General features: G+C 73.9%; 15 protein-coding genes. 4 read left to right on the top strand and 11 right to left on the bottom strand.

Translation table 11 applies throughout. From position 1 onward, the window contains the following. Window positions 1-62: 62 nt before the first annotated feature. From OIB37_RS17245 to OIB37_RS17225, 5 genes are all read right to left on the bottom strand, one after another. A complete protein-coding gene (locus OIB37_RS17245; protein WP_330458496.1) occupies window positions 63-638 on the bottom strand; it encodes a hypothetical protein in 576 nt (191 codons plus the stop codon). 104 nt (window positions 639-742) lie between these two features. After that, on the bottom strand, window positions 743-964 hold the full coding sequence (locus OIB37_RS17240) for a hypothetical protein (RefSeq protein ID WP_330458495.1): 222 nt from the start codon (window positions 962-964) through the stop codon (window positions 743-745). 30 nt (window positions 965-994) lie between these two features. Continuing rightward, window positions 995-2,524 carry a PTS transporter subunit EIIC gene (locus OIB37_RS17235; RefSeq protein ID WP_330458494.1) on the bottom strand — a complete coding sequence of 510 codons (1,530 nt, stop codon included), beginning with the start codon at window positions 2,522-2,524 and terminating at the stop codon, window positions 995-997. Window positions 2,525-2,539: 15 nt separating this feature from the next. After that, window positions 2,540-3,469 (bottom strand): N-acetylmuramic acid 6-phosphate etherase, encoded by a 930-nt coding sequence (gene murQ, locus OIB37_RS17230; RefSeq protein WP_330458493.1) that lies wholly within the window; start codon window positions 3,467-3,469, stop codon window positions 2,540-2,542. A gap of 173 nt (window positions 3,470-3,642) precedes the next feature. After that, entirely contained in the window at window positions 3,643-4,548 is a 906-nt protein-coding gene (locus OIB37_RS17225) for a MurR/RpiR family transcriptional regulator (RefSeq protein WP_330458492.1), read from the bottom strand. 55 nt (window positions 4,549-4,603) lie between these two features. Here OIB37_RS17225 and OIB37_RS17220 point away from each other — a divergent pair, with 55 nt between their 5' ends. Together OIB37_RS17220 and OIB37_RS17215 are read left to right on the top strand one after the other, a co-directional pair. Then, on the top strand, window positions 4,604-4,987 hold the full coding sequence (locus OIB37_RS17220; RefSeq protein ID WP_330458491.1) for a hypothetical protein: 384 nt from the start codon (window positions 4,604-4,606) through the stop codon (window positions 4,985-4,987). Between the two features lie 7 nt (window positions 4,988-4,994). Next, window positions 4,995-5,342, top strand: a complete 348-nt coding sequence (locus OIB37_RS17215; protein WP_330458490.1) for a DUF4031 domain-containing protein — start codon at window positions 4,995-4,997, stop codon at window positions 5,340-5,342. On the opposite strand, the gene OIB37_RS17210 is transcribed toward OIB37_RS17215, so the two are convergent. Further along, the gene (locus tag OIB37_RS17210) at window positions 5,316-6,419 is read right to left on the bottom strand and encodes a GNAT family N-acetyltransferase (RefSeq protein ID WP_330458489.1); all 1,104 of its coding nucleotides are present in this window, start codon (window positions 6,417-6,419) and stop codon (window positions 5,316-5,318) included. The genes OIB37_RS17215 and OIB37_RS17210 overlap by 27 nt on opposite strands. A gap of 27 nt (window positions 6,420-6,446) precedes the next feature. Further along, a complete protein-coding gene (locus OIB37_RS17205; RefSeq protein WP_330458488.1) occupies window positions 6,447-7,121 on the bottom strand; it encodes an HD domain-containing protein in 675 nt (224 codons plus the stop codon). A 117-nt stretch (window positions 7,122-7,238) separates the two neighbouring features. Here OIB37_RS17205 and OIB37_RS17200 point away from each other — a divergent pair, with 117 nt between their 5' ends. Next, on the top strand, window positions 7,239-7,937 hold the full coding sequence (locus tag OIB37_RS17200; protein WP_330458487.1) for a copper homeostasis protein CutC: 699 nt from the start codon (window positions 7,239-7,241) through the stop codon (window positions 7,935-7,937). A gap of 66 nt (window positions 7,938-8,003) precedes the next feature. Here OIB37_RS17200 and OIB37_RS17195 read toward each other — a convergent pair whose 3' ends face one another. Then, entirely contained in the window at window positions 8,004-8,684 is a 681-nt protein-coding gene (locus tag OIB37_RS17195; protein ID WP_330458486.1) for a hypothetical protein, read from the bottom strand. Between the two features lie 132 nt (window positions 8,685-8,816). Then, entirely contained in the window at window positions 8,817-10,883 is a 2,067-nt protein-coding gene (locus OIB37_RS17190; protein WP_330458485.1) for a HelD family protein, read from the bottom strand. Between the two features lie 367 nt (window positions 10,884-11,250). Here OIB37_RS17190 and OIB37_RS17185 point away from each other — a divergent pair, with 367 nt between their 5' ends. Further along, the gene (locus OIB37_RS17185) at window positions 11,251-11,433 is read left to right on the top strand and encodes a hypothetical protein (RefSeq protein ID WP_330458484.1); all 183 of its coding nucleotides are present in this window, start codon (window positions 11,251-11,253) and stop codon (window positions 11,431-11,433) included. A gap of 77 nt (window positions 11,434-11,510) precedes the next feature. On the opposite strand, the gene OIB37_RS17180 is transcribed toward OIB37_RS17185, so the two are convergent. Both OIB37_RS17180 and OIB37_RS17175 read right to left on the bottom strand, forming a co-directional pair. Further along, window positions 11,511-13,154, bottom strand: coding sequence for a DNA repair helicase XPB (locus OIB37_RS17180; protein ID WP_330458483.1), 1,644 nt, complete (start codon window positions 13,152-13,154; stop codon window positions 11,511-11,513). 247 nt (window positions 13,155-13,401) lie between these two features. Further along, complete coding sequence (locus OIB37_RS17175) at window positions 13,402-16,026, bottom strand: helicase-associated domain-containing protein (protein WP_330458482.1); 2,625 nt, start codon at window positions 16,024-16,026, stop codon at window positions 13,402-13,404. Window positions 16,027-16,129: the final 103 nt, after the last annotated feature.

The raw sequence follows: 16,129 nt of genomic DNA, 5'->3' as shown, positions 1-16,129 counted from the left end.
GGCGGGGTGGCGGCGTGTGCTGACCTCGCGTCGCGGCGCCCGGGTGTCGGGCCTCGGCGGCTCTACAGGTTTCCCAGCGGCTCGATGTCGACCTTGACCGGGGTGCCCCAGATGCGCAGCACCTCGTAGTCGGTGAACTCGTGCACGAGCCGGTACGCCATGGCGGCCCGGGAGCCGCGCCGCTGGGCGGCCAGGTAGGCCTCGGCCTCGTGCCGGTCGCGGCGCGGGGTCCCGCACAGCTGCCACTCGCGGCCGTTCCACGCCTCCGGCAGCCAGCGCTGCTGGGGCTGCGGCCGGTCTTCCCGCACCCCGTACCGGGAAGGGGAGGTCGCGGGTGTCTCCGGTCCGCCCCGCCCGCTCCCGCCGTGGAACTCCGACCGCCGGGCGGTCCGCCGCCGGGTCTCGCAGAGCAGGCACAGATCCTGGGCGCTCTTGTCGACGGGCCCGTACGGGTGTTCGGGGCACCGGGTCGTGGGAGCGCCGCCCGCGACGCTGTCCTCCACCAGGTCCAGGGCCCGCCGCAGATCGGCCTTGACCTCGTGCAGGCGTGCGTCCGGCGTGTCGGTGGTCAGCGCCTCCCCGTGCTCTCCGAGCAGCCGGAGGGCGCGACCGAGGGCGGTGAGCTGGGCGTGGTTCATGGGTTCGACGGTAGCGGTGCGGGGGAGGGTGTGGGGCACCCGGCCTCCGGCCGGGTCTGTTTTTCCCACCCGCGCCGTCGTACGGCCCGCAGCGCCCGTACGGGTCAGCCCTTGTGCTGGAGGAGGCTTCCCCCGCCGCATGCCGGGGCCGCGGGGGGCTGCAGCGGGAGGGGGGAGACGGCCTTCAGCGCCGGGAACACCGCGAGGTCGCTCGCGCACTTCGCGGTGCCGGTGGCGGTCCAGTGGTCGTCGGCGTGCGCGGGGGAGGCCAGGGCGGCGGCAGCGGAGGCGGTGAGGGCGGCGGTGGCGAACAGCTTCTTCATCATGCCCGGGCAACGACCGGCCGGGACCGTCCGTCACGCGGCCTTGGCGACATCGGGCCGGCGCGCGAAGCCGAAGAGGTACGTCGCCGCGAAACCCACCGCGTACCCGGTGAGCAGCCCGCCCCCGTAGACGGCGATCGCCGTCCCCGGGCCCCGGTTCCCCGTCAGCAGCGGGAAGAGCGCCCACCCGGACGGACCGATCGCCGTCGCCCCCACCTTGTCCCCGAGCATCGCGAAGAACCCGACGAACGCGCCGCCCGCCGCCCCGCCCACGCACGCGGTCACGAACGGGCGCCCGAGCGGCAGCGAGACGCCGTAGATCAGGGGCTCGCCCACGCCGAGCAGTCCCGCGGGGAGCGCCGAGCGGATCGTCGTACGCAGGCCGGTGTCGTGGCGCAGGCGGACGTACACCGCGAGGGCGCCGCCGACCTGGCCGGCGCCCGCCATGGCCAGCAGGGGGAGCAGCACGGTGTAGCCCTGCTGCTCGATCAGGGTGGTGTGGATGGGGATCAGGGTCTGGTGCAGGCCCAGCATGACGAGGGGGAGGAAGAGGCCGCCGAGGATCAGCCCGGCGAAGGCGCCCGTGGTCGACAGCAGCCAGTTGGCCGACGTGCCGATCGCCGAGGCCACGGCACCGGCCGCGTACATCAGGCCGTACAGCGTGACCAGGCCCGAGACGAGGACGGTCACGGTCGGGGTGAGCAGCACGTCCAGCGCGCCCGGCAGCCGGCCACGGCACCACTTCTCCACCCTGGTCGCCAGCAGCGCGGCCGCGAGCGCCCCGAGGACACCGCCCTGCCCGGGGGCCAGCTGCACCCCGAACGCCGCCACCTTCGCCACGCCCGGGTACACGACCACGGCCGCCACCGCTCCGCCCAGCACCGGGGTGCCCCCGAACTCCTTCGCCGCGTTGTAGCCCACGAACACCGCGATCAGCGCCATGAACCCGGACGCGATGGCGGCGAGGGCCGGGGTCAGTCCCGGCAGCCAGCCCGCGTTCACCAGGAGTCCGTTGATCCCGGCGAGGATTCCGCAGCCGATCAGGGCGGGGATCAGCGGGACGAAGACGGCGGCGACGCGGCGCAGGGCGGTCTTGAACGGCGTGGCGTTGCGCTCCCGCCGCCCCAACCGCAACCGCTCGCCCCGCACGGCGAGTTCGGTGGCAGTGGGGGTGGGGATGCGCGGGGGTGCGCTGTCGGCGGGGGTGGGGTCGGGTGTCGAATCGGTCGCCCCTGTTCCCGCCACCGTCCCCGCCCCCGCCGCTGTTCCTGTCCCGGACTCGGGGGCCTCCGGTCCCGCCCGTCGTCCCCGTCGTACCGCCTCCTCGAACTCCGCCGTGACCTGGTCGACGATCCCCGGTCCGAGCACGAGCTGCCAGGTGGCCCCGTCCTCCACCACCCCCAGCACCGCGGGCAGCGCCCGCAGCCCCGCCCCGTCCACGGTCGCCGGATCGGCGACGCCCAGGCGGAGGCGGGTCATGCAGTGGGTGACGGAGGTGATGTTGGCGGGGCCGCCGGTGAGGGCGAGGAGGGTGGCTGCGGTGAGGGCGGGGTCGTGGCGCACACCCCGAGCGTGCGGTCAGGTGCCCGCGACCGCCAGCGCGGCGCGCAGATGGCCGCCGGACTCCTCCAGAAGGCGGGCGGCCGTCGGGCCGTCGACCCCGGCGAGGATGACCAGGATCGCGTTCTTCACCTCGCCGCCCGACTCGGTGAGCGCCCGCTCGGTCTCCGCGTCGGACGCCCCGGTGGCGAGGGAGACGATGCGCCGGGAGCGGGCCCGGAGCTTCTCGTTGGAGGCGCGGACGTCGACCATCAGGTTCCCGTACGTCTTGCCGAGCCGGATCATCGTGATCGTCGACAGCATGTTCAGGACCAGCTTCTGCGCCGTGCCCGCCTTCAGCCGGGTGGAGCCGGTGAGCAGCTCCGGGCCGACGACCACCTCGATGCCGTGCTCGGCGGCGGCCGCGAGCGCGCTGTGCTCGTTGCAGGACAGCCCGACGGTCAGCGCGCCCAGGGCGCGGGCGTGTTCGACGGCGCCGATGGCGTACGGGGTGCGGCCGGACGCGGAGATGCCGACGACCGTGTCGTCCGGGGTGAGGTCCAGTGCGTCCAGGTCCGCGCGGGCCATTTCCGCGGAGTCCTCGGCGCCCTCGACGGAGGTGACCATGGCGGCGGGGCCGCCCGCGATCAGGCCGACGACCTGTCCGGGCGGGCTGTTGAAGGTGGGCGGGCACTCGGAGGCGTCCAGCACACCGAGCCGGCCCGCCGTGCCGGCTCCCGCGTAGAGCAGCCGCCCGCCCCGGGTCATCCGCGGGGCGATGGCGTCGATGGCTGCGGCGATCTGCGGCAGCCGCGTGCCCACGGCGGCGGCCACTCCCGCGTCCTCACCGTTCATGAGGCGGGCGATGCCGAGGGTCGGCAGGCGGTCGATCTCGGCCAGTTCCGGCCGGAAGGCCTCGGTGGTGAGCGAGGCAAGCTCGGCCTGAAGGCCACGGGGATGGGAAGTCATCAGGAACGGCTCCTTCCAGTGGGGGGTCCTGCGGTTCCCCGAAGGGGCGCGGGGCTCTGCTCGACGAGCGGCTCCGCGGCTCCGCGGGTCCGCCGCTCCGTCGCGGGGCGCGACAAGCCGCGTCGGACCCGCGTCGGACCCGCAGGTCCCCACAACACAGTCAGTCCTACGGTCTATCGCGAAGTACTCCGGTGCCGGTGGGCCAACGCCTCGTACGACGCGGCCAGCGCCGGCGCCGCACTCTCGTACGTCCGCTGCGCGACCCCCACGAACAGGCAGTCCACCACCAGCAGCTGACTCGTCCGGGAGGACATCGCGGCGGGCCGCAGCTCGGTCTCCCGCGACGTCGACGTGGTCAGCACGTGATCGGCGTACTGCGTCACCGGCGAATCGGGCCGACCGGTGATCGCGACGGTGGTCGCCCCGCGCTCGAAGGCGACCCGCAGCGGTTCGATGACATCGCCCGTGGATCCGGAGTGCGTGATCGCGATGGCCACGTCACCGGCGCGCAGCTGCACCGCGTTGGTCACCGCGAGGTGCGGATCGCTGTGGGCGTGGGCTATGAGCCCTATCCGCAGCAGCTTCTGCGTGAGGTCCTGGGCGACCAGGCCGGACGCCCCGATGCCGTACACGTCGGTGCGGCGGGCGGCCGCGAGCGCGGTGACGGCCGCGCCGAGCTGGACGGTGTCGAGCCCGGCGGCGGTGTCGGCGAGGGTCTGCTGTTCCTCGTAGGCGAGCTTGGTGACGACGTCGGCGATGGAGTCGTCCACCGCGATGTCGGTCGTGATCGAGGGGGCCCGCCCGGACTGCTGCTGCGCGGCCAGCCCGGCGAGGGCGAGACGCAGGTCGCGGTAGCCGGGGTAGCCGAGCAGGCGGGCGGTGCGGACGACCGTCGCCTCGCTGGTGCCGGTGAGCTCGGCGACGCCGGTGACGGTGAGGGCGGCGCAGCCGGCGGGGTCGTTCGCGACGGCCTCGGCGACGCGCTGCATGGACCGGGTCATGGACGGGGCGAGCGTGCGCACCTTGGCGGCGAGTGAGCCGCCCGGGCTGCCGAAAATTTCCTTCACGTCCTGGGGCACACATGAAAGATATTTTCGTTTCGGTGCCGGGGTCAAGAGTGCGCACAATGGACGCATGGACCCCCTCAGCCCCCTTGAACAGGCGTTGCACTCGGCCCGTGCCCTGGTGCTCGCCGACCTGGTCGCCGGAGACGTCGCGGAAGCGGACGTGGTCTCGCTGGTGGAGGAGTCCCTCTCCCAGCGGCGCTGGTGGGTGGAGCAGTGGCCCGACGGGGTCGACTACGTGGCCGGGCTGGTCGCCCAGGACGTACAGGACGCGCTGCTGGAGCGGAAGGGCCGCTGGCCGCTGTGCCCGGTGTGCGGCTCGGGCGACCCGCACGCGCTGGACGTGGAGCCGGAACTGGGCCCCGATCCGCAGTGGGTGTGCCACAAGGCGGGCGTACGGGTGGCCGCGGTGGGCGCGCTGGGGCAGGCCTCGGGCGAGGCGAAGCCCTCGTGAGCCACTCGTGACGGTGTACGTCGACCCGCCCGCCTGGCCCGGCCACGGGCGCATGTGGTCGCACCTGGTGAGCGACGTCTCCTACGACGAACTGCACCTTTTCGCCGAGGCGTTGGGCGTACCCCGGCGGGCCTTCGAACGCGACCACTACGACCTTCCCTCCCACCGGTACGCCGACGCGGTGGCCGCCGGCGCGGTGGAGGTCAGGAGCCGCGAGGTGGTGCGTCTGCTGACGGCTTCGGGGCTGCGGCGGCCGAAGGGCCGCCAGGTGGAGGCGGCGTCTTCACGCCCGCCGGACGAAGAGCGCCGCCAGGTGGAGGCGACGTCCTCACGCCCGCCGGACGAAGAGCAGTAGCCCGCCCTCCATCCCCTGTCCATTCCGGGCCGTCCGCTCCTCCTCCACGGTGGCCCGGGTGAAGTCCGCCCGGGACAGCACCCGCTGCGAGGGAAGGTTGTCGGACTCGACGGTGGCGATCACCGTGTCCACGTCGTCCTGGGCCAGCGCCCACGCCGTCAGGGCGCGTACGGCCTCGGTGGCGTAGCCCTGGCCGCGGGCGCCCTCGGTGAGGTCGTAGCCGATCTCCACCCGGCCCTCCTCGTCGGGTGCGCCGTGGAAGCCGATGCCGCCCACGGCGCGGCCGTCCTCGTGCCGCACGAGGGCGAAGACCCCGAACTCGGGCCGGTGCACGCCCCCTTCGTACGCCTTGACCAGGAAGCCGGCGGCCTCGCGGGTGCCCTCGAACGGGCCGCCGTCGATCCAGTCGAGGCCGCCGTCGCCGCCCAGGCGCAGATCGCGGGCGGCGGCGGGGCGCAGGCCGGTGAGGGTCACGCGCTCGGCGGGGATGACGAGGTTGTTGCGCCAGCGCCACTCGGTGACCGGGGCGCGGCCGGGCAGTTCGCCGCGGCCGGTCGCCCACAGCAGCGTCGGCCAGGGCGCGGGGCCGGGCTGGACGTGCGGGAAGAGGCAGGTCAGGACGGACTCGGCGAGTTCCTCGGACGGCTCGTAGGAGATGCCGAGGCCCTGCGCGATGTCATGGGTGTGCAGCAGGATCTCGGCGACGCCCATCGCGGCGAAGCCCTCGCGGTCGGCGCTGCGGAACGGGTACGGGTGGAAGGCGCGGGCTCCCGGCGGGGCGGTGCGCACGGCGGCGGCCAGCAGTGCGCCGGTCGTCTCGATGACGTGCAGCAGGCCGGCGTTGTCGGTGCCTTCGTCGAGGGCGATTTCGAACGGTACGTAGGCGTCCTGGGCGCCTCCGGCCAGGTTGGCGGCGTACGAGATGAGGTCTTCGGCGATGTGGAACGCGGTGGTGTGGCAGTCCCAGTCCAGCCGCTCCGCCCTGACGGCCCGCCAGTCGCGGTCCAGCGCGGTGCGCAGTGCAGCCGTGCAGCCCGCCACGGCCTCGGTCACGTGGTCCCCGTTTATCGGTCGCATGGGGCGCACCCTAGGCCGCCGGACCTCTCAGGTCGACAGCATTTCCAGCTCGGCGCCCAGGTTGTAGCGGGCGGTCGGCTCCCAGTGCTCCTGGCCGTACGGGGTGCGGAACAGGCGGGGCAGGGCGAGGAGTTGGCGCAGGATTCCCGCACGTCCTTCGCGGAACGCGTCGCCCGGCACGAAGTGGTACTCCGCGCGGACCTCGGCGGTGTAGGCGGCGTACGCCGACGGGGGCGCGGCGAGGATCGCGAGGTCGGCGTCGCACAGCACCTGGCCGTCGCGGTCGTCGTCGGCGGGGTCGTGGGTGACGGTGAGCCGCACCAGCCGGGCCACCTCCGCGACCTTCGCCTCCGGCACCCCGGCCTCGGTGAGGGCCCGCTCGGCGAGCGCCGCGGACCGCTCCTCGTTCTCGGACCGGTCGGGCAGGTAGACGGCGTCGTGGAACCACGCGGCCAGCCGTACGACGTCCGGGTCGGCCGCGTACTCCTCCAGCGTGTCGATCCGGTCGAGGACCGCCGTGAGGTGGGCGAGCGTGTGGTACCTCCGCTGCGGCTCCTGCCAGCGGGCGAGCAGGTTCTCGGCGTAGGGGGTGGGGTCGGGACCGGGGGAGGGGTCGGGGTCGGGGGCGGAGCCGCCGCCGGGGGCGCGGGCGCCTTCCAGGGCGTCGGCGAAACGGAGGCGCAGGGCGTCGAGGTCGGCCATGCGTCCATTCTCGCGTTCGTGCGCGGAGGATGCCCCGGACCGGTGGGGTGACGGCGTAGTCTTGGGCCCGGATTGGACTAGACCTATGGGCCTGTACTCGTCGACGAATGGGGTGCCATGAGCAAGCGTGCAGTCCTGGAGGTGATCGCCCTCGATGTCGAGGACGCCGTAGCCGCCCAGGCCGCAGGCGCGGACCGCCTGGAACTGGTCACCGAGATGGCGGCCGACGGGCTCACCCCGTCACCGGACACGGTCGCCGGTGTCCGGGCAGCCGTCGGCATCGACCTGCGCGTGATGCTGCGGCTGGCGGACGGGTTCGCGGCCGGGGACGTGGACCGGCTCGTGCGGGTGGCGGGGGAACTGCGGAGCGCGGGCGCGGACCAGTTCGTGCTCGGGTTCCTCGACGCGGACGGGGGTGTCGACCTGGCCGCCGTGGAACGGGTCGTCGGCGCGCTCGACGGCTGCCCCTGGACCTTCCACCGGGCGATCGACCGGGCCGCCGACCGCGACACCCTGCGCAGGCGGCTCGCCGGTCTGCCGGGCCTCGACACCTTCCTGACCGCCGGGGCGGCCGAGGGCGTGGACGAGGGTCTGGCGACGCTCGCCGCCGAGGCCGCGCACGACGGCGGGCCCGGGTACGAACAGCAGATCCTCGTCGGTGGCGGACTCCGCCTCGACCACGTACCGCGGCTGAGGGCCTGCGGGATCGAGGCGTTCCACATCGGCGGAGCGGCCCGCCCGAAGGGGTGGGACGGGCCGGTCTCGGTGGAGGCGGTCGCGCGCTGGCGCGAGCTGCTGGACGGCGAGGACGCCTAGCGGCTGGCGGTGCCGCCAGTTCAGTGCTGTCGGCTCGATTTCCGGCTCGGCGGCCTAGGTTCGGCGCTAGCCGGCCAGCATGCCGACGACCACGAGCAGGAAAATCAGCCCGAACCCGGTCAGCGGGACGAGGCCCACCAGGCCGGCCGCCCGCTTGAAGATCGGGCGCCCGGGGTCCAGCGGCGGCCGCCAGCCGGGTGCGACCGGCTCGGGGATGCGCCGGATGCCGGACAGGGCACCGAGGTTGATCAGCAGGGTGATCGGGGTGATGAGCGCGGACATCGGTCCCCACCAGCCCTGGAGCATCGTGTCCGCCTGCATCTTGCGGAACAGGGACAGCGCGCAGGTGCGGCAGAACACCCCCTGACGCCTCAGGAACCGCATGATCACCAGGAAGCCCTGATGGCCGCGGAGCTTCACCGGCGCGGCCGGCCCCGCCCCGCACGCCTCGCACGCGCCCGCCGGCACCCCGCCGCCGTACTGCTGTTGCTGCTGCGGCCAGCCGGGTGCGGGCGCCTGCGGGTACGGGCCGGGGGCAGGCGCTTGCGCGTACGGGCCGGGAGCGGGCGGCTGCGCGTACGGTCCGGGAGCGGGCGGTTGTTGGTACGGGCCCGGCGCCGGTGCCTGCGCGTACGGGCCCGGTGTCTGCTGGTACGGCCCTGGCGCCTGCGCGTATGGCCCCGGCGCCTGCTGGTACGGCCCGTTCGGGAACGGTGCGGGGGAGGCGGGGGGTGGCGGTGCGCTCAACGGAAGCCCTTCCGGGAAGACATGAGGGAACGGCACAGCACCCTACTCACCTGTCACCCACCCGACGCCGACCGGTCCCGGGGCCACCGGGCCACGGGATCGCGGGGTCACCGGACCGCGGGACCACGGCGCCTACGACGCGACGGACTCCGCGAGTTGCGCGGGCAGCGGTGCCGTGTGCGTGACGATCAGGCCCGACACCGCTCGGGTCAGGGACACGTACAGGCGTCGCAGACCGGTGCGTTCGTCGGGTTCGCCGTCGACCACCGCCCGGGGCTCGTCCAGGACCACGTAGTCGTACTCCAGGCCCTTGGCGAGGGAGGCCGGGACCAGCGTCAGCCGGGTCTCGCGGGTGGTCTCCTCACCGGGGGCGAGGTACGGGATGCCGGCCGCCGTCAGGGCCTCGGCGAGTTCGGGGACGCGGGCGTCGGCCGCGATCAGGCCCGTCGAGCCCTCGTTGCGCAGCAACTCCTCGCAGGCGCAGATCACTTCGGAGGCATCGGTGATCGTGCGGACCTCGAAGAAGCCGGGGTTCTCACGGACGGAGGCGACCGGGGTGAGGCCGGGGGCGATGTGGGGCAGGAGGCGGGAGGCGTACGTGATCACGTCGGTGGGGACGCGGAAACCGGCCGTCAACTCCTCGATGACGCCCTCGCGTTTGCCCAAGTGGTCCAGCGCCTCGTCCCAACTGCGGGTGGCCCAGGGGGTGGTGCCCTGGGCGAGGTCGCCGAGGACGGTCGCGCTGCCTGTGGTGCAGCGGCGGCCGACGGCCCGGTACTGCATGGGGGAGAGGTCCTGCGCCTCGTCCAGGACGACATGGCCGAGCGAGTGCGTGCGCTGGATCAGGTCGGTGGCCTCGTCGATCAGCACGGCGTCCGCAGCCGACCACTTGGCCGACTTCACGCTGCGCACCGGCTTGGCCCACAGGATCGTCTTCTGCTCGCCCTCGTCCAGGATTCCCTCGGCGTGCTCCGCGAGGAACTCGCCGTCGGTCAGCAGGCGCAGCACCAGCTTCGCCGGGTCCACGGCCGGCCAGACCCCCTTCACCGCTGCCTTCACCGCGCTGTTGCGCGCGACCGCGTCCTGCACCCGGTCGTCCGGCGCCTCCCCCGACCGTTCCATCTGGACCAGCACCGCGTGCGCGATCCGCTGCGGCAGGGCCTCGCGGGCGGCGCCGTAGCGGATGTCCCGCTCCAGCAACTCCCGCACAAGGGACTCGAGTTCATACGCCGGCACCCGCCAGCGCCGCGACCCGCGCACGACGACGACCGGCTCGGTGGGCATCGTGACGTGGGAGTACAGGGCCCGGCGCAGCACCTGGGCCAACCGGGCGTCGCCCTTGACGACCGCGGCGGCCGCGTCGTCCGTACCGCGCACCTCCACGTGCGCGACCAGGTCGTCCACGGTCGCCTGCCGCACGGTCAGCTCGCCCAGCGCCGGGAGGACCTGTTCGATGTAGTGGAGGAAGGACTTGTTCGGTCCGATGACGAGCGTGCCGGTGCGGGCGAGCCGCTCGCGGTGGGCGTACAGCAGGTAGGCGACGCGGTGCAGGCCGACGGCCGTCTTACCGGTGCCGGGTCCCCCCTGCACGCAGACCGTGCCGGATAGTCCGGAGCGGACGATCTCGTCCTGCTCGGGCTGGATGGTCGCCACGATGTCACGCATGGGGCCCACGCGGGGCCGCTCGATCTCCTGCTGGAGCAGCTTGCTGGTGGCGGCCTCCTCGGCGGGGTCCGACAGGTGCTCGTCCTCGTACGCGGTCAGGTCACCGCCGGTGTAGCCGAAGCGACGGCGCAGCCCGACGTCCATCGGGTCCTTCTTGGAGGCCCGGTAGAACGGCTGCGACACCGGGGCACGCCAGTCGATGACCATGGGGTCGCCGCCGGCGTCGTGCACGTGCCGCCGCCCGATGTAGAAGCGCTCCCCTTCCGCGCCCTCGGCCCGCGCGGCACCGGGGGCGTGCAGGTAGTCGAGCCGGCCGAAGAACAGCGGGGTGTCGCTGAGGTCGGCCAGGGCCTTGATGCGTTCGTCGATCTGGCGGGCGAGCACCTGGGCGTTGACCCAGTTGGCGGCGACGTCGTTGATGTCCAGTGCCTCGACGTCCTCGCGCATGGCGCGCAGGGCGGAGCGGGACGCGGCGAGGTGGGAGCGCTCCCTGCCGAGGGGATGGGCGAGCGGCTCGTGGGCGGGCGTGGACAAGGGGGTGCCTCCGAGTGGGCCTGATACGTGCGGTACGCGGCTACGACGAATGCCGTCCGGTTTCCGGCCGGACGGCGGCACTCCGTGGGGGAGGCTGGCAAGAGCGGAGATTGTAGGTGGTGCGGGGCGCCGGATGCCAATGGATTTTCCGCCCCCGGGCTGCCCCCGGTGCTGCCCTCACGCTGCCCCGGTGCTGCCCCGGTGCTGCCCCCGTGCTGCCCCCGTGCTGCTCCCGGGCCGGCCCCCGGCGTTCCGTCCTCGGGGGTGCGGGCTCGTGCCCCTTAGGGGCCGGCGGGCTCCGGGTGTAGGGGGGAGTTCCACCCGGGGACCGATGCCGGTTTTATGCCCGAAGTTCCACCATGGAGACATGAGCGCAGCATTCATCTCTCCGGTCCCTGTCCGGCCACCGTCCGGTGCCACGGCCGTGGACGGCCCCCACCACCACTTCCTCGGCAACGCCCTGCGTGCGATCAAGGTGTACCTGGAGGCCGCCTTCAGCGTCGTGATCCTCGGCGAGTACGGCGAGGAAGCGGGCATACGCCGCAGGTAGCGGGCCCTGTCCCGCATCCCGCATCCCGCAGCCCGCAGTCTTCAGCCTTCAGGTCCGCCGGCCGCCAGACCTCGACCTCAGCCCTCGGCGAGGATCTCGTCCGCGTCGACGATCCGGTAGGCGTACCCCTGCTCGGCCAGGAAGCGCTGGCGGTGCGCGGCGAAGTCCTGGTCGACGGTGTCGCGGGCGACGACCGAGTAGAAGTGGGCCTGGTGGCCGTCGGCCTTGGGGCGCAGCACGCGGCCGAGACGCTGGGCCTCCTCCTGGCGGGAGCCGAAGGTGCCGGACACCTGGATGGCGACCGTGGCCTCGGGCAGGTCGATGGAGAAGTTGGCGACCTTGGAGACGACCAGCACGCTGATCTCGCCCTCGCGGAAGGCGTCGAAGAGCTTCTCGCGCTGGGCGTTGGACGTCTCGCCCTTGATCACGGGGGCGTTCAGGTGCTCGCCCAGTTCGTCGAGCTGGTCGATGTACTGGCCGATGACCAGGATCTGCTGCCCGGCGAACCGCCGGACGATCGCCTCGGTGACCTTCCGCTTGGTGGCGGTGGTGGCACAGAAGCGGTACTTCTCCTCGGTCTCGGCGGTGGCGTAGGCGAGCCGCTCGGACTCGGTGAGGTTGACGCGGACCTCGACGCAGTCGGCGGGCGCGATGTAGCCCTGCGCCTCGATCTCCTTCCAGGGCGCGTCGAACCGCTTGGGCCCGATGAGGGAGAACACGTCCGACTCGCGGCCGTCCTCGCGCACGAGGGTCGCGGTCAGGCCGAGGCGGCGGCGCGCCTGGAGGTCGGCGGTGAACTTGAAGACAGGAGCGGGAAGGAGGTGCACCTCGTCGTAGAGGATCAGACCCCAGTCACGTGAGTCGAAGAGCTCCAGGTGCGGGTAGACGCCCTTACGCCTGGTCGTCAGCACCTGGTAGGTGGCGATGGTGACCGGGCGGATCTCCTTCTTCGTGCCGCTGTACTCGCCGATCTCGTCCTCGGTGAGAGAGGTCCGCTTCACCAGCTCGTGCTTCCACTGCCGCGCGGAGACGGTGTTGGTGACGAGGATCAGGGTGGTCGACTTGGCCTCCGCCATCGCCCCGGCGCCGACCAGCGTCTTGCCCGCGCCGCAGGGCAGGACGACCACGCCGCTGCCGCCGTGCCAGAAGTTCTCCACCGCCTGCTTCTGGTACGGGCGCAGGGCCCACCCGTCCTCCAGCAGCTCGATGGGGTGCGCCTCGCCGTCCACGTACCCGGCGAGGTCCTCCGCCGGCCAGCCCAGCTTCAGCAGGGTCTGTTTGATCTGACCGCGCTCGGAGGGGTGCACGATGACGCTGTCGGGGTCGATGCGGGCGCCGACGAGCGGGGCGATCCGCTTGGACTTCAGCACCTCCTCCAGCACCGGCCGGTCGGTGGTGGTGAGCACGAGTCCGTGCGCGGGATGCTTGGAGAGGGTCAGGCGGCCGTAGCGGTCCATGGTGTCGGCGATGTCCACCAGCAGCGCGTGCGGCACCGGGTACCGGCTGTACTGCACCAGCGCGTCGACGACCTGCTCGGCGTCGTGCCCGGCCGCCCGCGCGTTCCACAGGCCGAGCGGGGTGACCCGGTAGGTGTGGATGTGCTCGGGCGCCCGCTCCAGCTCGGCGAAGGGGGCGATGACCCGGCGGCAGTCGTCGGCCTGCTCGTGGTCGACCTCCAGCAGCAGGGTTTTGTCCGACTGGACGATCAGCGGTCCGTTCACCTGGCTCTTCCCTTCCGCACGGCCAAACCTCCAGTGTGCCCTACCGGCGGATGATCGTGGAGGGACGCGGCAGCCGACCATGTCCCGCCGACAGGGGTCATGCATGGTCATGCGTGTCCGTGGAGCGGCCTCGGGCCTGGCCGGGCCCGCCACTGACCGGGCACCTGACCGGACGCCGGGACCGGACTTCGGGACCCGACTTCGGGACCGGGCTGCGGGCCTGGCTGGGCCCCTGGCCGGGCCCGTCCTACTCGTCCGCCAGTTCGGCGACGCCCGTGATCCGGTGCAGCGGGTAGGTCCGCACCTCTTCGGCCGTGTGGTCGTACGCCGTGACGAAGCCGCCCTCGACGCGGGTCGGGGCGACGACGCGCTGGCTGGCGGCGCCCTCGGCGTTGACGTAGCCGATCCACACGGAGTCGCCGGTCAGGACGGCCGCCTGCATGGTGGCCAGGGTGTCGGCGGAGCTGGTGCGGGGCAGTTCGCCGCCGGCCAGCGGGGCGCCGGTGCTCTTGCGCGGGGTGGTGGCGGCCAGGTCACCGGCCCGGATCGCGCGGACCGCCGCCGCGAGCAGCGTGGCGTCGGGCGGCGGCGGACCGTCCGGCACCGGCTCGGGCGCGGTGCGCGGCGGGGTGCGGTGGGCGTCGGCGCGGGTGATCAGGACGTCGCCTTCGGCGGACTCCGCGGCCGGCGCGTACCCCATCGCGCGCAGGCCCTCCAGCAGGCCGGCCGGGTCGCACTGGGCGGCCAGGACCGTCGGGGCCAGGCGGCGCAGGCGCAGGGAGCCGGCCCGCTTGTCGGCGAGGATCTCGTTCAGCAGGGAGTCGTCGTCGCAGCGCACGTACGCCGAGGCCGCGCCCACCCGCAGGTGGCCGTGCTTACGGGCCACGTCGTCGATCAGATAGGCCAGCGGCTGCGGGACCGGGGTGCGGGAGTGCGCGGTGAGGAAGGCGTGCAGGTCGGCGGCGGTCCGGCCGGCGTCCAGGGCGCGGCGGACGGAGGCCGGGGTGAAGCGGTACACGGTCGCGCCGCCCTTGGACTCGACGTCCGCGAGCACTCCGAGCACGTCGGCGAGCGGGCGTTCCAGCGGTCCGGGCGCCACCGCGGTCAGGTCGGCCTGGAGCAGCACGTGGTCCAGCGGCTCGGGCAGCAGCGGGGCGAGGAGCCGGGCCGCGGCGGCGATGCGGGCGGCCACCTGCTCCGGCGCGGCCGGGTGCGTGGGGGAGCCGGGCAGCCCGGCGGGGGAGAGGGGCTCCGCGGGGGCGGCGGGGCGGTGGTGGTGGTGGTGGAAGGGGAGCTTGTCGCCGGGGCCGGAGGGGGCCGAGGGGTGACCGGTGACGGCGGGCGCGGCGGGTTCGGCCGGTGAGACCGGAGCGCCCGGTTCGGCCGGAGGCGTGCCCAGCAGCGCGCGGCCGTGCGCGGACAGCGCGCCCCGTCCGGTGACGCCCAGCAGCTCCGCCTCCGACAAGGTCCAGCGGGCGAGCCGGGAGCGCAGGTCCTCGCCGTCCTGCTGGGGTCCGCGCAGCGGGCGTTCCCAGCGCAGCCGGGCCAGCACCGACTCGGTGGCGGGCGCGGCGCCCGCCGGGAGCCCGGCCAGCAGGGTGAGCACCCGGTGCCGTACCTCGGGTGCGGCCGACCGGTCGAGTCCCTGGCCCAGCGCGGAGAGCGCACGCTCCTTCGCGTCCCGGCCGCCGACCAGGCCCGGGGTCCGGGTGGCCACCAGCCAGGCCTCGGCGAGCCCGGTCCAGCGATCGGCCGGGGGGCGTTCCAGCCACGCGTCGTAGGCGGGGGTGGCCGCGTACCGCTCGTCGGCCTCGCCGTCGGCGGCGAGCAGGCCGGCCGCGTAGGCCAGCTCGACCCAGAAGGCGGCGACCGGCTCGGACACGTCGAGGGCGACGGCGGTCCGTTTCAGGTCGCGCACGCTGAGCCCGCCGGCCCGCAGTACGGCGGGGCCGCCCTCGTACCAGTCCTTGAGCAGCTCCTCGACGGTGGCCAGCGCGGTGTACGCCTGCCCGGCGGCCGTCGCGTCCACCACCTGCGGATTGTGGGTGGCGGCCGGTTCGACGGTGGGCGGCAGCGGTTCGGGCGCGCGGTGCGCGCGGCCCGCGCGCAGGTGCAGGGCGACCTCGCGGGGCAGCACGACCGTGCCGGGCGTGGTCGGCAGCAGCAGGCCGCGGTCGAGCAGCCAGCGCAGGTGGGCCGCCGGTTCCGCCGTGACCTGCCCGTACGGCGGGCCCCACACCAGCCTCGACAGCACCTCCAGGGATGCCTTCGGGGCCTCTTCGAGCAGCGCCGCCATCGCCTTGCGGTCGGTGAACAGGTCGGTCAGCGTGGTCACCGCCGACACCGAGTCGTGCGTCGAGGGCAGTCCGGCGGTCCCGACGATCTCCTGTATCCGCCCCGGTGACATGCCCGCGGTGGCCTCCCGCACGCTCGGTCCGAGACCGGTCGGGGACGGGTGCTGGGGGGAAGGAGCGAGGAGTTCCCGCGCGGTGCGCACGAGTCGCAGCCGGTCGTCCTCGCCCCACACCAGGGCCTGCTCGCGCAGGGTGGCGACGGCCCGGGGCAGCGCGGCGGTCACGGTCGCGTCCTCGGCGTCCCCGGCGATCAGACCGAGCACGGTGTCGTACGACGCCGGGTCCGGGGCCACGGCCAGCGCCTCCGCCGTCTGCAGCGCGAACCGGTCCAGGCGCTCCAGCGCGCGCAGGACCGACGCACGGGTCCCGGCGCGGGTGGCGAGCTGGGTCAGGTCGGTGGGGACGGGGGTGATGAGGTCGGGTCGGCTGCGCAGGAGCGCGGCCAGCGAGGCGTCGTCCCGGGCGCGGAGTGCCTCCGCCAGGGACCGGGGTGCCGCCGGCTTCTCCTCGGTGCTCATCTGACTCACGTTAGCGGGTGCGGTCGGCAAGAGCTGCGTCCTGGAAGCCCCTTCGGCCCGAAAGGCCTCGCCCCACGCGGGACGGCCCGTTCGACCCGGGTCT

This window comes from Streptomyces sp. NBC_00820 (assembly GCF_036347055.1).
Classification (GTDB): domain Bacteria; phylum Actinomycetota; class Actinomycetes; order Streptomycetales; family Streptomycetaceae; genus Streptomyces.
This window is presented reverse-complemented; position numbering and strand designations above follow the sequence as displayed.